This is a genomic window from Deltaproteobacteria bacterium, assembly GCA_019310525.1.
GTDB lineage: Bacteria > Desulfobacterota > DSM-4660 > Desulfatiglandales > HGW-15 > JAFDEE01.
The window spans coordinates 1-19,017 of record JAFDEE010000056.1; the positions used below are offsets into that span (position 1 = coordinate 1).

At 54.1% G+C, this 19,017-nt stretch carries 16 protein-coding genes; all 16 read left to right on the forward strand.

The features are described 5' to 3' along the window. Positions 1 to 623 precede the first annotated feature (623 nt). Positions 624 to 2,246 carry a Gfo/Idh/MocA family oxidoreductase gene (locus JRF57_11165; GenBank protein MBW2304258.1) on the forward strand — a complete coding sequence of 541 codons (1,623 nt, stop codon included), beginning with the start codon at positions 624 to 626 and terminating at the stop codon, positions 2,244 to 2,246. Positions 2,247 to 2,351: 105 nt separating this feature from the next. Further along, positions 2,352 to 3,533: a DegT/DnrJ/EryC1/StrS family aminotransferase gene (locus JRF57_11170; protein ID MBW2304259.1), complete on the forward strand. Its 1,182-nt coding sequence runs from the start codon at positions 2,352 to 2,354 to the stop codon at positions 3,531 to 3,533. 15 nt (positions 3,534 to 3,548) lie between these two features. After that, a complete protein-coding gene (galE, locus tag JRF57_11175) occupies positions 3,549 to 4,553 on the forward strand; it encodes a UDP-glucose 4-epimerase GalE (protein ID MBW2304260.1) in 1,005 nt (334 codons plus the stop codon). Beyond that, positions 4,550 to 5,635, forward strand: coding sequence for a GDP-mannose 4,6-dehydratase (gmd, locus tag JRF57_11180; protein ID MBW2304261.1), 1,086 nt, complete (start codon positions 4,550 to 4,552; stop codon positions 5,633 to 5,635). Before galE ends, gmd begins: the two co-directional genes overlap by 4 nt. Positions 5,636 to 5,675: 40 nt before the next feature. After that, positions 5,676 to 6,731, forward strand: coding sequence for a GDP-L-fucose synthase (locus JRF57_11185; GenBank protein MBW2304262.1), 1,056 nt, complete (start codon positions 5,676 to 5,678; stop codon positions 6,729 to 6,731). Between the two features lie 99 nt (positions 6,732 to 6,830). Then, a complete protein-coding gene (locus JRF57_11190; GenBank protein MBW2304263.1) occupies positions 6,831 to 8,072 on the forward strand; it encodes a hypothetical protein in 1,242 nt (413 codons plus the stop codon). A gap of 110 nt (positions 8,073 to 8,182) precedes the next feature. Beyond that, the gene (locus JRF57_11195) at positions 8,183 to 9,064 is read left to right on the forward strand and encodes a glycosyltransferase family 2 protein (protein MBW2304264.1); all 882 of its coding nucleotides are present in this window, start codon (positions 8,183 to 8,185) and stop codon (positions 9,062 to 9,064) included. Between the two features lie 182 nt (positions 9,065 to 9,246). Continuing rightward, positions 9,247 to 10,734: a polysaccharide biosynthesis protein gene (locus JRF57_11200; protein ID MBW2304265.1), complete on the forward strand. Its 1,488-nt coding sequence runs from the start codon at positions 9,247 to 9,249 to the stop codon at positions 10,732 to 10,734. Continuing rightward, complete coding sequence (locus JRF57_11205) at positions 10,731 to 12,092, forward strand: O-antigen ligase family protein (GenBank protein MBW2304266.1); 1,362 nt, start codon at positions 10,731 to 10,733, stop codon at positions 12,090 to 12,092. Before JRF57_11200 ends, JRF57_11205 begins: the two co-directional genes overlap by 4 nt. Further along, entirely contained in the window at positions 12,080 to 13,327 is a 1,248-nt protein-coding gene (locus tag JRF57_11210) for a glycosyltransferase (protein ID MBW2304267.1), read from the forward strand. Before JRF57_11205 ends, JRF57_11210 begins: the two co-directional genes overlap by 13 nt. Continuing rightward, positions 13,327 to 14,493: a polysaccharide deacetylase family protein gene (locus tag JRF57_11215; protein MBW2304268.1), complete on the forward strand. Its 1,167-nt coding sequence runs from the start codon at positions 13,327 to 13,329 to the stop codon at positions 14,491 to 14,493. The genes JRF57_11210 and JRF57_11215 overlap by 1 nt, the downstream gene beginning before the upstream one ends. Then, positions 14,493 to 15,848, forward strand: coding sequence for a phenylacetate--CoA ligase family protein (locus JRF57_11220; protein ID MBW2304269.1), 1,356 nt, complete (start codon positions 14,493 to 14,495; stop codon positions 15,846 to 15,848). Before JRF57_11215 ends, JRF57_11220 begins: the two co-directional genes overlap by 1 nt. Further along, entirely contained in the window at positions 15,845 to 16,960 is a 1,116-nt protein-coding gene (locus tag JRF57_11225) for a glycosyltransferase family 4 protein (protein MBW2304270.1), read from the forward strand. The genes JRF57_11220 and JRF57_11225 overlap by 4 nt, the downstream gene beginning before the upstream one ends. A gap of 61 nt (positions 16,961 to 17,021) precedes the next feature. Continuing rightward, positions 17,022 to 18,167, forward strand: a complete 1,146-nt coding sequence (locus JRF57_11230; protein MBW2304271.1) for a glycosyltransferase family 4 protein — start codon at positions 17,022 to 17,024, stop codon at positions 18,165 to 18,167. Positions 18,168 to 18,169: 2 nt separating this feature from the next. Next, positions 18,170 to 18,688 (forward strand): acyltransferase, encoded by a 519-nt coding sequence (locus tag JRF57_11235; GenBank protein ID MBW2304272.1) that lies wholly within the window; start codon positions 18,170 to 18,172, stop codon positions 18,686 to 18,688. A 111-nt stretch (positions 18,689 to 18,799) separates the two neighbouring features. Continuing rightward, positions 18,800 to 19,017 (forward strand): archaeosortase/exosortase family protein (locus JRF57_11240; protein ID MBW2304273.1); only part of this gene is annotated, 218 nt, incomplete at its 3' end.

Here is a 19,017-nt window from a genome sequence, read left to right on the forward strand (position 1 = left end):
GGAGCGGGCGTATTTCGGCCCTGAATCAGGATAGATGAAGGGACGAAATCCGCAGTGAGCGGAGCCATGGACGGCGGAGCGAGCGTTAGCGAGGAGAACATGTCAGATCCTGCTTGAAGCGATAAATTTTATAGGGGTTTTAATAACTTCAACGATTAAAATTTGTCCGCGTTTCACTTGGACTCCCCACCCAACGGGCGGGTCCCCGGTTTGAGCCTGACGCCGCTTGTCCGCCGTTGTCTGGCGGACTTGTCACGCCGTAGCCATAGCGAAGGCGGAAGATTGGGCAAAAGGGGGCGTTTTTCAAAGGTCTCATAAACTCCCGCCCAAACCATGGACCTGGATCAAACCATTACGGCACCACGAACCCGGTGTTTTTCGAAATTGAATGATTTTTCTCCCGGAATGTAATATATGGTTTCTTTGTTGATGCGAGGCCTTTGAACCAGAATCTTGCAAGCGTCGAGGCCCTTGAAAAACTTTCGATTCTGTTCAAGGATGACGAAGATTTCAACCGCCCCGGCTGGAATGCCATTTATGTCTGACGCAGAAATTGGGCAAAAGGGGGCGTTTTTCAAAGGTCTCACCTAGATCCATTGAACAGAGGAGAAGGATCTTTCACGATGAATGAAAAAAGGCGAAACGCCCCTGGTGTGGCCGTAATCGGCTCGGGATACTGGGGGAAAAACCTGGTCCGGAATTTTGAAGCCCTCGGGGCCTTGCGGCTCATCTGCGATAAGAACGAAATGGCCCTTTCACACTTCAACCGACAATACCCTGGGGTGGAGACATGCCTGGCCCTCCATGACGCCCTTTCCCGGGAGGAGATCCATGGAATCGTGGTCGCAACCCCTGCAGAGTCCCACTACAACCTCGCCAGGGAGGCGCTCCTTGCCGGGAAACACACCTTCGTGGAAAAGCCCCTGGCCCTGAAGGAGGAAGAGGCCGCCGAACTGGTTGAATTGGCCCTTGATAAGGGATGTGTACTAATGGTGGGACACCTCCTCCAGTATCATCCCGTGTTCGTACACCTCAAAACATTGTGCAGATCGGGCGAACTGGGCCGCATAAACTACATCTATTCCCACCGATTGAACCTGGGGAAGATCAGGAGGGAAGAGAACATCCTCTGGTCCTTCGCGCCCCATGATATCTCCATGATCCTGGCCTTGGCCGGAGAAGAGCCTGAGAGCGTCTTGGCCACGGGCGGCTGTTATCTTCACCAACGAATCGCAGATGTTACGACCACCCATATCGAGTTCCCATCGGGTCTTCGGGCCCAGATCTTCGTCTCCTGGCTCCATCCCTTTAAGGAGCAAAAGCTTGTGGTCGTGGGAGACAAAAAAATGGCCGTCTTTGATGACACCTTGCCCTGGGAAGACAAGTTGCTCCTTTATCCTCACGAAATAAAGTGGCGGGACAATGTCCCCATTCCGGACAAGGCCGAGCCCGAACGGCCCGTGATTGCCCAGGAAGAACCCCTTAAGCTGGAGTGCCTCCGATTCCTGGAGGCCATAACCAAGGGCGAGCCGCCCGAGACGGACGGAATGGAGGGGCTCAAGGTTCTCCGCGTACTAAAGGCCTCCCAGCGGTCCCTGGATCAAGATGGAACCAGGGTCTTCCTGGGATCGGCGCCACCTGGCTCATCCCGCGGTCCGAAGGAACCTTCCCGCCCCGGTGACGGTGAGTTCTTTGTCCACGAAACGGCGGTTATCGATGACAACGTCACCATCGGCAAGGGAACCAGGATCTGGCACTTCTCCCACGTGCTCTCCGGGTCCAGGATCGGAAAGAACTGCAACATCGGGCAGAACGTGATGATCGGGCCGGATGTGACCATCGGAGACCGCTGCAAACTCCAGAACAATGTCAGCGTTTACCCTGGAGTAACCCTGGAGGACGGGGTCTTCTGCGGGCCCTCCATGGTCTTCACCAATGTGTACAACCCTCGGGCGGAAATCAAAAAGATGGACCAGGTTCGCCCCACTCTGGTAAAAAGGGGGGCGACCATCGGCGCCAATGCCACCATTGTCTGTGGGAACACCATCGGCCGCTATGCCTTTGTCGGGGCGGGGACGGTGATCACCCGCAACGTGCAAGATTACGCGCTGGTGGTAGGAAATCCGGCCAAAAGGATAGGCTGGGCCTGCGAGTGCGGAGAACGGCTCCCCGATGACCTGGAATGCCCTTCCTGCGGAAAGCGGTACAGGGCGGTGGGAGAAGGGATAGAACGGATTTCCGATTGATGGACAGTAAGCCTGTCGGCAGGTATGCCGAAGGCCGAAGCCATACAAAACCCGAAGCGCCGCCGGTTCGGACGGCGGAGCAATTACTGGAAGGAAAGGTTGCCCATGCAATTCATTGACCTGGCCGCCCAGCAGGCGGGTATACGAAAGGAAATCGAGGAAAGGCTCAAGGCGGTCCTGGACCATGGAAGATACATCATGGGACCGGAGATCAGAGAGCTGGAAGAAAAACTGTCGGCCTATGTGGGCGTGAAGCATGCCATTGGTTGTTCCTCGGGGACCGATGCCCTGCTCATGGCCCTGATGGCCTTGGGCGTGGGACCGGGAGACGCCGTCTTCACCTCGCCCTTCACCTTTGTCGCCACGGCCGAGGTGGTGGTCCTGCTGGGGGCGACCCCCGTCTTCGTTGACATCGACCCGATCACCTTCAACATCGATCCCGTGAAGCTCGAATCGGCCGTCCGGGCCGTTCTGGCCAACGACCCCGGCCTTTACCCGCTCCCAAGGAAATTGGATCGAAGTGGAAAGGAAAACCACGGACAACTGACCCCCAGGGGGATCATTCCCGTGGACCTTTTCGGCCTTCCCGCGGATTATGATGCCATCAACCGAGTCGCCGAACAACACGGCCTTTTCGTCATCCAGGACGCCGCTCAGTCATTCGGGGCTGAATACAGAGGCAGGAAGGCCTGCAGTCATGGAACGATCGGGTGCACATCCTTCTTTCCCGCCAAACCACTCGGATGTTACGGGGACGGCGGAATGTGTTTCACCGATGATGACGATCTGGCCGAGAGGATGGTCTCGGTGAGGATCCACGGGAAGGGTTCCGACAAATACGACAATGTCCGCATCGGACTGAACGGGCGGCTGGACACCTTCCAGGCGGCGGTGCTGCTGTCAAAATTTTCAATCTTCCCCGAAGAGATCGGGCTTCGCCAGGAGGTGGCGGGCCGGTACGACCAACTCATCTCCGGGGTTACGGATCGCCTGGTCACACCCAGGGTGCCCGAGGACTGTCTGAGCGTCTGGGCCCAGTATTCCGTTCTGGCCGAGAACGGCCCGGCCCGGAAAAACATCCTGGAATCCCTCCGGAGGGCGGAAATCCCATCGGCCATTTATTACCCCAAGCCCCTTCACCTCCAGGCCGCCTTTTCTTTCCTGGGATACGGGGAAGGGGATTTTCCCGTGAGTGAGGACTGCGCCGCCCGTATCTTCAGCCTGCCCATGCATCCTTACCTGGGTCCGGAGGATCAAAGACGTGTCGTTGAAGGTCTCGGGCTTTAGGGGCTGGTGAATCCAATGATACTCGTTGTCGGCGGTGCAGGTTATATCGGGACCCACATGGTCGGGGACCTGCTGGACCAAGGATACGAGGTCCTGGTACTGGATGATCTTTCCAGGGGACATCGGGATCTCCTGCCCGGGGGTATCTTCATAGAGGGCAATCTCGGGGACGACCGCCTTCTGGATGACCTTTTTTCACGGTGGAAGATCCAGGCTGTTATGCATTTCGCAGCCTTTTCCCTGGTTGGGGAATCAGTGGAAAAACCTTTGGATTACTACCTAAATAACGTTGCGGCCACGGTGCGGCTCCTGAAGGCCATGGTCCGCCACGGTGTCGAGTACTTTATCTTTTCCTCATCGGCGGCCGTTTACGGTGAACCATCGGAGATGCCTATCCGGGAAGACCATCCCTGCCGTCCGACGAATCCTTACGGGACCACCAAACTCACTGTCGAACGCATCCTTTCAGACTGCCGCAGGGCTTACGGTTTGAAATATGCGAGCCTCCGGTACTTCAACGCGGCGGGAGCCCACCCTTCGGCGCAAATCGGGGAGCGGCACGACCCGGAAACCCATCTCATCCCCCTGGTTCTCAAGACCGCCCTCGGCAGGCGAAAGCACATCAAGATTTTCGGAACGGACTATCCCACGGAAGACGGGACCTGTATTCGGGACTACATCCACGTGAATGATCTGACCCGCGCCCACATCCTGGCCATGGATGCGCTCGTGGGGGGAGCGGGAAGCGCGATTTACAACCTCGGCAACAGCAAGGGGTACTCCGTACTGGAAGTCATCGAGGCGGCAAGAAGAGTTACGGGGAAGGCCATCCCGGTTCAGGAAGAAGGGAGACGGGCCGGGGATCCTGCCGTCCTGATCGCAGATTCGGGGAAGATCCGTGAGGAACTGGGCTGGTCGCCGCAATTCGAGGACCTGGAGACGATCATCGAAACGGCCTGGGCATGGCACCGGCGGGAGACCGGCTTGGGGCTCGGGATCATGGAGGAAAATCCGACATGAAAAAGGCGTTGATTACCGGCATCACCGGGCAGGACGGAGCCTATCTGGCGGAATTCCTTCTGGGCAAAGGATACGAGGTCCACGGCATCAAGCGGCGGTCCTCTTCTTTCAACACGGCCCGGGTGGATTTCCTTTACCGGGACCCCCACGAGGAGGATGTGCGCTTTTTCATGCACTACGGTGACTTGACGGATTCCACAAATCTGATCCGGATCATCCAGCGTTATCAACCGGACGAGATTTACAACCTCGCAGCCCAGAGCCACGTACAGGTGTCCTTTGAGACCCCGGAATACACGGCCAATGCAGATGCGCTGGGGACCCTGCGGCTCCTTGAGGCTATCCGTATATTGAACATGGAGGAAAAGACCCGTTTCTATCAGGCCTCCACCAGTGAAATGTTCGGCAAGGCCCGGGAAGTTCCCCAGAAGGAGACCACTCCGTTTTACCCCCGGAGTCCATACGGGGCCGCCAAGGTTTACGGGTACTGGATCACCGTGAATTACCGGGAGGCTTACAACATCTTCGCCTGCAACGGGATCCTTTTCAACCACGAGTCGCCCGTTCGGGGTGAAACCTTCGTGACCCGAAAGATCACCCGGGCGGTCGCCCGGATCAAACTGGGCCTCCAGGAAAACGTCTACCTCGGGAACCTGGACTCCAGGAGGGACTGGGGTTATGCCGGCGATTTCGTAAAGGCCATGTGGCTCATGTTGCAGCAGGAAGAGCCAGACGATTACGTGATCGCCACCGGGGAAAGCCATACGGTGCGTGAATTTGTTGAAAGGGCCTTCCGCGAGGTGGACATCGAGATCGAGTGGGATGGCAGCGGCGTGGATGAAGTCGGCAGGGACCGGAAAACCGGGAAGGTGCGGGTCCGAATCGATCCCAGGTATTTCAGGCCAACGGAGGTGGACTCCCTCCTTGGGGATCCCACGAAGGCACGCCTTAAACTGGGCTGGGAGCCGAAAGTCACCTTCGACCAACTGGTCAGGATGATGGTCAAGGAAGACCTGAAAGAGGCCGAGAAAGATCAATTATGTAACGACGCGGGATTTCGGACCTATAACCAGTTCGAATAGAACAGAATCCCGGGGTCACCTTGAAAGCCCTATGCAGAAAATGGACAGAGAAGCCAAGATATACATTGCCGGACACAGGGGGTTGGTGGGATCTGCGATCCGGCGTAAGCTTGAGAGCCGGGGATACGGGAATCTCGTTCTGCGGACCCACGAGGAGTTGGATTTGACCCGCCAGGAAGCGGTTGAGGCCTTCTTCGAGCAAGAAAGACCGGAGTACGTATTTCTGGCCGCTGCAAGGGTAGGAGGAATCCTTGCAAACAACACCTATCCGGCTGACTTCATCTACCACAACCTCGCGATCCAGACCAACGTCATCCATGCCGCCCACCTCTTCGGGGTCAAGAAGCTCCTCTTTCTGGGCAGCTCTTGCATCTACCCGAAACATTGCCCTCAGCCCATGAAGGAAGACTTCCTCCTTTCCGGCCCTCTTGAGCCCACCAACGAGCCCTATGCCGTGGCGAAGATCGCCGGCATCAAGATGTGCCAGTCCTATAACCGGCAGCATGGATCCCGGTTCATCAGCGTAATGCCGACCAATCTGTACGGGCCCAACGACAACTTTGACCTGGAATCTTCCCATGTTCTCCCCGCTCTTTTGCGGAAATTTCACCTGGCCAAGCTGGCGGCCCAGGGGGACCGGGAAGGTATCCGCCGGGACGAGGCCCGCTATGGAAGCATCCCCGGAGACATCAAACAGGCCCTGGGCCTGAATGGAACCACCTCCACCCCACAACCCCTCGTCACCCTGTGGGGCACAGGCACCCCGAGAAGGGAATTCCTCCACGTGGACGACCTTGCCGATGCCTGCCTCTACCTCATGGACACATACGAGGGGAAGGACATCGTGAATATCGGCATGGGGGAGGACCTGAGCATCGAAGAACTGGCTGTCAAGATCGCCCGTATCGTCGGATACAGGGGCGAGTGGCGATTCGATCCCTCCAGGCCTGACGGCACCCCCCGGAAGCTCCTTGATGTATCCAGGCTGTACCATCTGGGCTGGCGGCCCAGGATAGGACTCGATCAGGGAATAGCTGAGACCTACCGGTGGTACCAGGAGAATCTCACCTGCACATCCCCAGACCCCTTGAAATAACGAAGGCCTCCCGATAGGTCGCATCGAAAAGATCCCCATGCCCCTTTTCCGGTTCTGCATGCATTTTTCAATTCATAAACTCTTCCGGAGAACGATGGGATGAGACCATTGAAAACCACCCGATCTCTTCCCAGCCTCTCGGCCGTGGTCCTCGTTTTCTTCTTTCTCGCTTCTATCCTTTCTATCTTCCCTAGGGCAGGGTACTGTGCCGATACGGGGAACTACATCAGTAAACACCTTGCCGTATATGGAGATTCCCCGTTGATTCGTCGATATGCAAACCGAATCGCCCGGGAATACCGGATTCTCATAACGGAGTGGTGGAAGTACAAAGAGGTGTGGGAGCTGAAGGCCTTGAACCCAAGGATCACGGTACTTTTCTATCGGGACCTGATCGGGATAAGAACCGACTACGACGATTGGGCCGAAGTGCGAAGGCACGACGATTGGTTTGTCAGGGATACCAGGACCGGAAAACGGGTGAGACACAATTCTTTCGGCTGGTACCTAATGGATCTCACCAACAAGGGCTACAGGAACCACCTGCTCGAATACATACAAGGGAAATTCACACGTTTCGGGGAATTTGACGGGGTATTCCTTGACGATGTCCCGGAAAAGGTATCCCCCCGGAAATTCTTCATTGAGGGGGAAGGCCCTGGAAACCGGCCCCGTTTCAATGCCCATTTCCAGGATCGCTATTACTCATGTGTCTCTGTTTTCCTGAAAAAGCTAAAGGATCGCCTGGGCGCCAAGTTGGTTTTTATTAACAGTGATGAGAGGGGGGAATTCCTGGATTCCATCGACGGAATCATGTTCGAGGGTTTCGTTCACGGGTCCTGGCAAGACCAAGGATATCGACCCACCCTTTCGGAATGGAGGGAAGAGGTAGCCGATTTACGGGGTTTGACGAAAACAGGTAAAACAATATTGGTCCATTGCGGGTCCCGAGGGAACCGGGTGGAGGTTCGGGGACCCTTCATCTTCTCCCTGGCCAGTTACTTGTTATATGCCGATGAAAAAACCCTTTATTCCTTTGATGTTCCTTCCATGGACGGCGAACTGCCCTTTTTCGAAGAATACGAAATGGAAACAGGACAACCCGCAGGTCCTCCGACCATCACTGGAAGATCACAGGCCCCATTGGACCCTGGCCACATCATGCTCGATCCCGGAAGGGGAATCGTCATTCGCCGCGATTTTGAAAAGGCCTCTGTCTTCGTCAATCCCACCCGGTTTCACTGCCGGGTTCCTGTTAAGGCCATTCCCAATCATCAAGGCGATTTGCATTCATTGAAAATCTCTATCCCTCCGAAATCAGCCGTGATTATTTCCCGCTAAAATCCGGTTCCGGCCCGGGCAACGGAGCGGATTCTTGGCCGCGAACAATAGGCTTTTCACAAGGGCATTTTCTTCTCCCCCGGGACCGCGGAATTAGAACAAAGCCACCCATGAAAATAGACGTCACGATCGCCACCAAAGACAACGAACACACCATCGAAAAGGTGATCCAGGCCGTTCAGGAAAACATTCCCTATAACGAAATCATACTGGTGGATGACAGCTCCGATAACACACCCCGCCTGGCTGAGGCCTTGGGAGCCAAGGTGTATCGGGTGGAGGGTCGCCTCGGGGTAAAGCGGATCATGCAGGCCAAGCTGTCCCGAACGCAATGGATCGCATCAATCGACTCGGACGTCATCGTTTATCCCAACTGGTGGGAGAAAATGACAAGGCCACTTGCCGATAACCGTTTGGCCTCGGTAGGCGGTTATCTTGAAAGCGACTTCAAGATCATTTTTCCAGACTATGAAAAGTACACCAAGTTTTGTGCCGGATTCAGGAGAAAATTCGTAAAAAGAAGCGGCACCATCGGATGCACGTTGATCAAGAGAGAAGTATTGCTGTTGTGCGAAGAAGCCCTTAGGCACGTTCATGCGGGCGAGGATACGGTGATCGGTAAGGTGCTTCAAAAAAGAGGATTCAAACATGTAACGGTAAGGGATGTCGTCGGATATCATTTTCATCGCAACCCAGTCGATCATCACATCATGGCCTATTTCAGGGCAGGGAAAAGTTCCCGCTCCGGCCTCGGGACATGGAAGGCCTTGTTTGCGTGCGTCAGGTTTCTTTCTTTGCAATTCCTTCAGATGGCACTGTTCGCCAGTGCAGAGAAAAGGCCGACGGTCAGGCTCTGGTCGTTCGTATCACTCCTCTCCGTATTATACGTGGCCGGCTTCTTGAATTCACAGAAGTTGAGAGATCGGGCCGAGGCCAAAATCGGACTCTTCATGAAAAATTGCGGGTTGAAAAATGCCTGCACCACCGAATAAAGGGCATTGGGAGCTTTTCCTCGTTCCTGAATCTCTCGGCCTGGTTATTTCATGGGGTTAGGGTCGGGGGAGTTTTACCCGCCGGTTGTCTAGCGGGCCTGCCCGTGGTCGCATCAAAAAGACCCCCATGCCCCCTCAATAAAATCCAGCAAATATTCCGATCGAATCGATCAGACACAGACATGGAACAAGACCGCCGGACATTTATCAAGGATATCCTGAAGGATGCATGGAAGTATACGCCTTCCCACCTTGTGCCCGGGCTCTGTGGGTTCCTTTCTATATTCGTCTTTACCCGGTTATTGAGTCCTGAGGAATATGCAAAGTATATCCTTGTTCTGACATCCGTGGCGTTTGCAGCAAACATTGGTTTTGGATGGCTCAATTTTTCTGCGCTTCGATTTTTCGACGAATCGAAATCGGAGTCAGGCCCTTTTTTTTCGACGTGCGCAGCATCTTTCTTCTTATCTCTTTCTCTTATCAGTTTCATTGGTTATGTGCTGATTTTCGTTTTAAAACGACTGGGAATTTCGGGAGCCTATGATTTGCCCTTTGCCTTGGGAGTCTTCCTGCTTGCTTCCAAGACCGTATTCGACCTGTTCCTCATTATTCTAAGGGCCGAAAGACTGCCCCTCAGATTCAGCCTGCTAAGGACCGCTGACTCCATAATAAAACTTGTTCTGGGTGTTTTGTTTGTTTCAATTTTCAAGTGGGCCCATGAAGGCCTCCTTTGGGGGATGATCATATCCTTCTCAGTCCTGTCCCTGTACGAGGTCCTTCACTCCAGGATCTACTTGTCCATTCGGTTTCGCATGTTTTCAAAGGTGATTATGAAAAGCATGTTCCGCTATGGATTTCCCCTGATGGGGGCCGCGATCACGGGTACGGCGCTCTCACTTGCTGACAGATATATGCTGAGCTTTTTTCGTAGTTACGATGAGGTCGGCATCTACTCGGCCGGATATCGCTTCGCCGAAATGCTCATTGAAACGCCCGGATCGATTCTTCTTTTGGCTTATACCCCCCTGCTGCTCCAAAAATTCAACACCGAACCGAGGGAAGAGTTCGGACAGGTCATTGTTCAACCTTTAAGACTTGTACTTATCACCATTCTGCCCCTTGCGGCGGCTTCCGCCTTTCTGTCAAAGGACTTGGGCCGTCTATTTCTCGGAGCGCGGTTTACCGGGGTTCACGAAATTTTTCCCTGGATCTGTTCAGGCATCTTTTTTTCATGTCTCAACCAGGTTTTCACAAGGGTGTTTGAACTCAAGAAAGCCACCAGGCTCGTTCTCATGATTTCGGGGTTGGCGGCGGGGACGAATATTGTTCTTAATCTGGTGTTGATTCCTGAATTCGGATACATGGGAGCCGCGTTCGCCACAACAGCCGCCTATCTCATCCAGTTGGCCGCTTCAGTAAAAATGAGCCGGGTCTATATCCCGGTCCCCCTGCCCCTGTCTACCCTGTTCGTCTCAATAGCGGCCACTTCCGCCATGTGCGCCGTTATAGTTCTTCTTTCCGGATACCTGGAGGAACCTGCGTGGATCGCCCTTCCGTCCAAGGTCCTGGCCGGGGCCTTCTCCTATGCAGCGATATTGCTCTTACTCAGGGAGCCGACTATAACTGCCTTCCTTCATTCTTCCAGGGGCAGGCTTCATTCCGACCCATGAGATCCTTTTCGTTTAAAACGATCTTTTGGCATATCCTGCCGGCCCTGCTTGCCCTGGGAGCAGGCATCCTTTTGATAAAAATCGCCTATATCGAAGATGCCTTCGAAATGTGGGCGCTTTCCACAACCGTCGTGTGCGGCCTCTTCCTGGGTGTATTTCTCCTGCTAAGACCGCTTGAAACCACCCTGGTCTATTTCGCCCTGTCTCCCCTGCTGCAGGTACTCAACGATGCATCACTCCCGGTTCCCGGGTCCACGGTCACCTTTTCCTTCGGGGGGGTGATGTTGACGGTGATCCTGATCTGTGGGGGAACATCCTGCCTGAGAAAACCAGGCGCACCGTTTCCTGAAGCCAAAAAGGTATTTTCCCTTTTTCTCATCCTTGCCTCCTGGATGCTTATCACCATCCTGTTGAACCTGAAGGATCTTGTGATCTTAAGGTCCCTGAAAGAACTTGGAAGAATAATGGGCGTCTTCGTCCTGTTCGCTGTCGGCCTGAAATACAGTCGGGGAGCAAAAGAGATCGACAAATTACTGTTCGCATTGTTTGGTTCCCTCCTCATACCCGTCGGGGTCGCTGTGTGGCAGATTCTTTTCGGGACCCAATACATCGAGCTTGAGAATTTCAATCGGGTCATGGGAACGTTCGGAATCCCCAACATGTTCGGAATGTACCTCATCTTTCCCCTGACCGTCCTTTTCCAGCTCTCTTTCGGCAACCACGCGCGGGGCGTTTACATGCCCCTAACATGGAGCGCACTTCTTCTTTTAATGGTGGTACTGTTTTTCACCTACACGCGGGCCTCATGGCTGGCCTTTCTTCTGGGTTCCCTTTACATGGGATTCCGTAGGTACAAACGATTTATACCCCTTATCGTCCTCCCCATCCTCCTGCTGTTTCCCCTGATGTCCCCGGAAAGGCTGAGATTGGGATCGACGGGATCAAGCGGCCGCATCGGGTTGTGGTCCGCCCTCATCCCCGCAGGCCTGTCTTCCCCTGTTTTCGGCCACGGCCTGATGAGCATGCCGTCCTTCAGCAAATCCCTTTTTGGTTTTTCAAACCAGGGCCAGAACCAATTTTTGCTTTACTGGATAGAAGGAGGATTCGTGGGGGTAATGCTCCTTGGTCTGCTTTTGATCAGCCTTTTCCATGGACTTGGAAGATGTTACTCACAGCTTCCCGAAGGCGTCTACAAAGACTTCTATATCGCATTCATGGCCGCCCTCCTGGGGATCACCGCCATAGCCTTTTTCGAGAGCAACGCCATATTCCAGCCTTGGGTATGGTTGCCGGCCGGGGTCTTCCTGGGGGCCGGACCCGGCCTTATGAAGGATCATGGGGCCTGTTGCACGACATGAAGTCTACTGGAGAGATTTTGGAGACCGGGCCCGGTGCACTTAAAACCGGGAGACCCCTTCGCATCCTTCACCTCGTTGGAAGCCTCCGCCTGGGTGGGGCTGAGAGAGTCGTATGCACGATGGCAGAGTGCTCTAAGCGGTATCCCGTTATCCCCCATGTCATGGCCCTTAGCGGGGGACCCCTCGCCCATGAACTGAAAGAGGCGGGAATCGAGCCCATGGTGAAGCCTTTCCGCTGGTCGATGCTGCCTTTCTGGCTGGCAGCAACCGTAAGGGACCTACGAAACCTCCGGATAGACGTGATTCACACCCACCTGTTTACGGCCGATCTCTTGGGCCGGATTTCCGGACGACTGGCCGGGGTTCCCGTCATCGTCTCGACTCTGCATGCCCCTTCCACTTGGAAAAGGTCCGGTAGAGCCAAGGATCGCTTGAAAACAATCGTCGACGAATGGAGTGCAAACCTTTTGGCGGACGGATTGATCGCGATTTCAGATGAGGTCAGGCGTCACCAAATCGAGATAGGAGGGCTCGCCCCCTCCAAGATCCGCGTGATCGGAAATCCCGTATGGGTGGAAGCGTTTGATGGCGCCGGCGGCAAACGCGTTGAATCGAAGGGGTTCCTGGGATTTACCCGGGACAACGTCGTCATCACGAATATTGCGAGTCTGAAACCGGTTAAGGGACAGGAGTATCTCCTGCGGTGCTTTTCCCGGCTCCTAAAGAGGCATCCTCTTGCCCGCCTTTTATTGGCAGGTGAAGGGGAATCGAGAGAGCGCCTCCAGGCCCTTTGTAAAGCCCTGGAGATTACGCGGCAGGTCAGGTTCCTTGGGCTGCACCGGGATATCCCAAGGGTTTTGAGCGCCTCTGACATCTTTGTAAACTCATCCCTGAGCGAAGGTATATCCATTGCCATTCTGGAGGCCATGGGGGCCGGGGTGCCGGTAGTCGCCACTGCGGTCGGCGGAAACCCCGACCTCATTCGCCATGGAGAAACGGGCCTTCTGGTGGAACCAAAGGATGAAGATGGCCTTGCCCGGGCCCTGGAATTCCTGATCCTCAACCCGAACGAAGGCTCTCGAATGGCAAGTGCCGCGTTTGACTTCGTGAAGAAAAATTTCGATGCCCCCCTGATTTTCGAGCGGACTCTCACCTTTTACAGGAAACTTGCCGGGAAAAAGGCAAGGGTTGAAGGACCTGAAAGCAGGACATCCCCAGAAGAAAAAGGACAATAGTGAAAAAACGTCCATACTCCGTGCCGGTTCTCATGTTCCACAGTGTGGGGGCATCCCACCTGGACTGGCCCTATCGTTTTCTCTCGGAACCCGTGGCACTGTTCGAAAGGAAGATCGATTACCTCCTTCGCAGGGGTTATGAGTTCATCTTTCACGACGACCTGTATCATTACATGAAAGGGGAGCAATCTCTTTCACAAAAGGCCGTCATGCTCACATTTGATGACGGATTCCTGGACAACTGGGTCATAGCCTTCCCTATACTCAAGAGGCGGGGCGTAAAATTCACCATCTACGTCAGCCAGGAGTTCGTGGACATTTCGGAAACCCCGAGACCCACCCTTGAGGACCTCTGGGACGGCAGAGCAAACGAGGACGACTTACAGATACTGGGATACCTTTCCTGGGCCGAGATGAGGCGCATGGAGGCATCGGGCCTCGTAGACATCCAGTCCCACACATCCACCCATACCTGGCACTTCGTCTCCGGCGACATCATAGACTTCTATCATCCAGGGAATGCCTCTCAATATCCCTGGATGCAATGGAATCGGTTTCCCTCGAAAAAACCCCGATGGATGCTCCATCCTCCCGAACAGGAACTCTGGGGCCTTCCGGTATATGAAAACAAGCGGGCCATGGTGGCGAGGAGATACCTTGAAGACCCTGCCTTGAATCGAATGATCCGGGATTTTGTTCTTGATAACGGTGCAGAGACCTTTTTCTCCCGGACCGACTGGCGGAAGGTGTTGACACAGCTTGTCAGAAGGCACCTGGAGAAAGAGAAACACCATGCCCGGTTCGAGACGGATTCCGAACAGGAAGCAAGGCTTCGCTATGAATTATGGGACAACAGAAGGGCCATCGAGCAAGCCCTTAAAAAGGAGGTGAGATACCTTTGCTGGCCCGGCGGCGCATACAACGACAGGCTCATCCGATTGGCGCAAGACTGCGGTTTTCGGGCGTCCACGGTAAAGAGGGGGCGAAACGCCCCAGGGGACGATGCCCGGTTCATACACAGGATCTCCAGCGGGAATCCCCTTGGGGCCCATCGGTTCCCATGGAAAAATTTCCTGTTCACCTTGAAATTCTACCTGGACCGCTTTCACGGAAACGCCTGGGCAGTGGCCCTTGACAGGATCTACAGATACTTTTCGAAAAGGTAATGCTCAACCTGTTTTCACGAAAAATCGTCTACCCTGCGTTCTGGAAATTCAGGAGATTAAGGGTCGGGGAGAAAATCCCCGATTACATCCAAAAACAATGGATCCCAAGGGATCAACTGCTTGAGAGACAATGGGCGGCTCTCAAGAGATTGCTCTCACACGCCTATGAAAATGTGCCCTATTACTCCCGGAAAATGAAGGAAGCAGGGTGTCATCCAGAAGACATAAAATCCATGGATGACTTCGCCGGTCTTCCCTTTCTCACAAAAGATGACATCATCAACAACCAGCAGGACCTCATCGGCCGGAATTACCGCAAACGACACCTTACGGAAGACTCCACGGGAGGCTCTACGGGGAAGAAAATCATCTTCTATGAAGACAGGAATGAACTGGCCCACAGGTTTGCTTCTGCTGTTCGTTGCGACTGTTGGGCGGATTTGAATCCGGGTGATAGATTCGTCCAGATCTGGGGGTCACCCCTCGACCTTGGAAAAGGGCATACCCTCCGAAGACACCTCGACAGGTTGTTCCTGCGCAGGCTTTTTATTTCATCCTTTGATATGGCGGAAGAAACGCTGGAACGATGTCTCGAGCAAATAAAAAAATTCCGACCAAAAGTGCTTATCGGATACCCAACCCCCTTACACAGGTTCGCGCTTTTTCTAAAGGAAAGGCGGTCCGGACCCCTGGGGATCAAATCCATCATCTCCTCTGCAGAGACCCTCTTTGACCACCAGCGGGAGGATATCGAGACCCATATAGGAGCCCCTGTTTTCAATCGTTACGGGTGTCGCGAATTCGGTCCCATAGCTGCGGAATGCGAAGAGCACCGCGGGCTCCATATTCAATCCGACCGTCTCCTTGTAGAGCTTGTCCCGACGGAGAACGAAGAAGACGGACTGCACGAGATAGTGGTGACGGACCTTTATAAATACGCGATGCCTTTCATCCGTTACAGGATCGGCGACTTGGCGGTCCGCTTCGGGAAGGAATGTCCCTGCGGCAGAGGACTTCCCCTTTTGGAACGGATCGAGGGCCGCACCTTTGACATGGTGATCTGCAGCAACGGGAACATGATCTCCGGCACCTTTTGGACCTTGTTGTTCAGGAGTATTCCAGGGATAAGGATGTTCCGGGTCCACCAGGTGAGGAAAGAGCGTATCAAAATCACCCTGGAGGTGGATGATGAATTCAATCCCGGAGGCCTCAAGATCCTGGCGGCAAGGATTCATGAGAAGAGCGGTCATGGCATGAAAATAGATTTCGATCTGGTTTCAAGGATCCTTCCCGGCGAATCCGGCAAGCACCGTTTCGTGGTATCCGATGTAGCGAGGGATTACTTTTCGTTATGAAAGTATTGTCCATCTTTTACAAAGACAAAAGGGGGGGATTCACCAGGCGGCTTTGCCGGCTTCTGGATTCGATGGCGAAGGAGGGCCATTCCGTGTTTTTCATCGGTTCCAGACCTATGTCCCTGGAAGGCCCAGGCGTTTTCCAGGATATCATTCGCGCACCCTGCCGTGACAGAGAAAACATCATTTTCTGGTTGTCTTTCATCCTGTTGTCTTCTTTAAAGGCTTTCCGGGTCGCCAAAAGACACGGGATCGATCGAATCATCACCTTCGGCCCGTTTTATACCGCATTGTGCTTCTTACCGATTCTTCTTCTCAGGATTCCCGCCGTGACCTTCATAAGGGCAGACAACATGAAGCACGGGAGAAACCGGGCGAGAAACGTCTTCTTTTATTTGATCGATCGGGTCGGCATCCGGATGAGCCGCCGCACCCTCTTTGTCAGTGAAGCTCTCATGGGAGTCTATCGATCCCGTTATGACCTGCCTGTTGAGAAACTAGATGTTGTTCCCAACAACGCGGATCAAGACTACAGAGTAGATCCGGATGAGCGGTCCCGATTGCGGAATCATTTCGGGATATCCGACGATGCATTCCTCATTTCAACATGCGGGGTCTTTGTCCAGGGAAAAAACTTTGATTTCCTCATCCGCTCCATGGGCGAACTGGGATCAAACCGAGCCAAACTTATCATCATCGGGGATGAGCCCGTTCCCAACGGGGAGAGGGAAAGGCTGGAGAAGATCGCCGTGCGCTCGGGCGTGAAGGACCAGGTCTTCTTTTCCGGTTGGTTGAGCGACCCTCGGCCCCTGATCGCGAGTTCCGACCTTTTCGTGTTTCCAAGCACCCACGAAGGATCTCCGAACGCCCTGCTCGAGACCCTGGGCTGCGGGGTCCCATGCCTTGGATCGAATGTCGAGGGGGTTAGAGAGGTGCTGGGTTACAGGAAACTTCTCTTCAGTCTTGATACACACCGGGAATTGGTTCGGAAACTCAGAAAGTCCATCTTCGATCCGGAGTTCTATCAAAAGTTAAGAATGTTAACCTTCACCAGATATCAGGTCTACTTGTTTGACTGGGAAAAACGGGTAAGGGACGCCATACTGGAGTAACACGGATTCAGGCCGGCCTTCTCCCTGAAAGAAATATCCAGTGGAAAAAATGCGCATAGCAATGATCGGGACGAAAGGGCTCCCTGCCAAATGGGGCGGAATCGAGAGGTACGTTGAAGAAATCTCCAGGAGGCTTTCAAAGCGGGGCCACCAGGTGACGGTTTTCGGCTCGGGATGGTACATGAAAGATCTCCATCAATCAACATACGAAGGCATACGCGTCGTGAGTGTGCCCGCCCTCCACCTGCAGGCAGTTGATGCATTGAGCAACGGGGCTTTTGCCGCGCTGGGCGCCATGACTGGTCCTTATGACATCGTAGATTTCCACGGTTACGGATCCTATTTTTTCGTCCCTCCCGTGAGGGCGTCAGGCAAAATCACCTTCGTCACCTCCCACGGGCTTATCGACGGCCAGTGGCGCAATCCAAAGTATGGGAGGTTCGCCCACAGTATGCTTAGACTTGCCGGCAGGATCGGGATCACCCAGGCCGACCATGTCGTTACGGTTTCCTCCTTCTGGAAAAACAGGATCCGGGATCTTTTCGGGCGGGAGGCAGATGTGCTGCCCAGCGGTATCGAAGCAATAGAGATCCGCAAGCCCGATATCATAAAGAAAAAATACGGGCTTGAGGGAAACGATTATCTCCTCTTTCTCGGAAGGATTGATCCGGTCAAAAGGGTCGACTGGATCATCGACATGGCCCGTTTCGTTCAAACGGGGGACCGTATCGTTATAGCCGGAGGCGCCCAGGATTCCAACACGAAAAGGTACCTCGATGAGCTGAAATCAAGGGCGGACGGCCGGGATCAGATCGTTTTCACCGGACCCGTGGTTGGGAGGGAAAAGCAGGAACTCCTTTCCAACTGCAAATGTCTGCTCACCCCATCTGGCAGCGAAGGTCTTCCCATCGTATTGCTTGAAGGCATGTCCTACGGGAGGGTCTGTATTGCGTCCGATATAGAGGCCCATCGCGAGGTTATTCAAGACCGTGTTAACGGTTTCCTTTTCGACTCGAAGGACAAGGGAGAATTCGTGAAACAGGTAAAATACGCCCTTCGCCTGAACCGTGACCAGATGGTCTGTATGGGTGAAAAGGCCAGAAAGTCTGTATCCGAGCGGTATAACTGGGATCAGACGGCCCGACTGACGGAAGAGATGTTCTTTCGTGTATTGTCAAAAAAACGCTCAAGGGTGATCTGGAAATGAGAATGATCACAGGGCAGGTACCCCTTGAGGACGAGTTCAGAGGGGCCGGCGCACTCCGTTCGGTCATGGGGCGGCTGCTTCACTCCATGGCGAGGCTGTTTCCCATGCATCCGAAGTGGAGAGTCTGGATTCACCGCTGGCGTGGGGTGAAAATCGGTGACGGCGTCTTCATCGGCTCTGAGGTGTTTATCGACAACACTTATCCTGAGAGCATCGAGATCCAGGATTATGCGGCGATTGCCTCGGGCAGCATGATCATCGGACACTTCATCATGCCGGTCCATTTCAGGAAGGTCCTGGGGGAAAATCGTCCCGTCCGAAAAGGGGTCTTACTAAAGAAAGGGTGTTACATCGGGCCCAGGGCCATTATCACCGACGGCGTAACCATTGGTGAGTGCGCCGTAATCGGAGCGGGATCCGTGGTCACGCAAGAAATCCCCGACTACTCCGTGGCCGCCGGAGTTCCAGCCAGGGTGCTGCGGTCATTCTCCAAAGAAAAAATCGAATTTATGGATGAGTGATTCTCAACCTAGAAACCAGGGGGTTGATGAAGCCATTGATTGAAATATTTTGCAATGAACCTGAATAATCCAAAAACACGAACCCAGTGGCCTGGCTGGATGCCGTTGCTCGTGTTGTCAATCAGCTTCTCGATATGTTACGCAACAACGCTAACGGGTCTTTTCAGCATCTGGACCACCAATGAAGACTATTCCTACGCCCTTCTCATTCCTGTCGTCTCAGCCTATCTCATCTGGGAGAGGCGTTCCGAATTAAAAGAAGCACCGGTCCGGCCGAGCTTATTGGGTGGCGGTATTTTCTTCATTCTACTCGTTATCAGCACCTACGG

Coding starts and splice junctions, on each gene's coding strand:
- JRF57_11170 (MBW2304259.1), top strand. CDS start 2,352: ATGCAATTCATTGACCTGGCCGCCCAGCAGGCGGGTATACGAAAGGAA.
- galE (MBW2304260.1), top strand. CDS start 3,549: ATGATACTCGTTGTCGGCGGTGCAGGTTATATCGGGACCCACATGGTC.
- JRF57_11195 (MBW2304264.1), top strand. CDS start 8,183: ATGAAAATAGACGTCACGATCGCCACCAAAGACAACGAACACACCATC.
- JRF57_11165 (MBW2304258.1), top strand. CDS start 624: ATGAATGAAAAAAGGCGAAACGCCCCTGGTGTGGCCGTAATCGGCTCG.
- JRF57_11200 (MBW2304265.1), top strand. CDS start 9,247: ATGGAACAAGACCGCCGGACATTTATCAAGGATATCCTGAAGGATGCA.
- gmd (MBW2304261.1), top strand. CDS start 4,550: ATGAAAAAGGCGTTGATTACCGGCATCACCGGGCAGGACGGAGCCTAT.
- JRF57_11225 (MBW2304270.1), top strand. CDS start 15,845: ATGAAAGTATTGTCCATCTTTTACAAAGACAAAAGGGGGGGATTCACC.
- JRF57_11235 (MBW2304272.1), top strand. CDS start 18,170: ATGATCACAGGGCAGGTACCCCTTGAGGACGAGTTCAGAGGGGCCGGC.
- JRF57_11230 (MBW2304271.1), top strand. CDS start 17,022: ATGATCGGGACGAAAGGGCTCCCTGCCAAATGGGGCGGAATCGAGAGG.
- JRF57_11190 (MBW2304263.1), top strand. CDS start 6,831: ATGAGACCATTGAAAACCACCCGATCTCTTCCCAGCCTCTCGGCCGTG.
- JRF57_11220 (MBW2304269.1), top strand. CDS start 14,493: ATGCTCAACCTGTTTTCACGAAAAATCGTCTACCCTGCGTTCTGGAAA.
- JRF57_11185 (MBW2304262.1), top strand. CDS start 5,676: ATGGACAGAGAAGCCAAGATATACATTGCCGGACACAGGGGGTTGGTG.
- JRF57_11205 (MBW2304266.1), top strand. CDS start 10,731: ATGAGATCCTTTTCGTTTAAAACGATCTTTTGGCATATCCTGCCGGCC.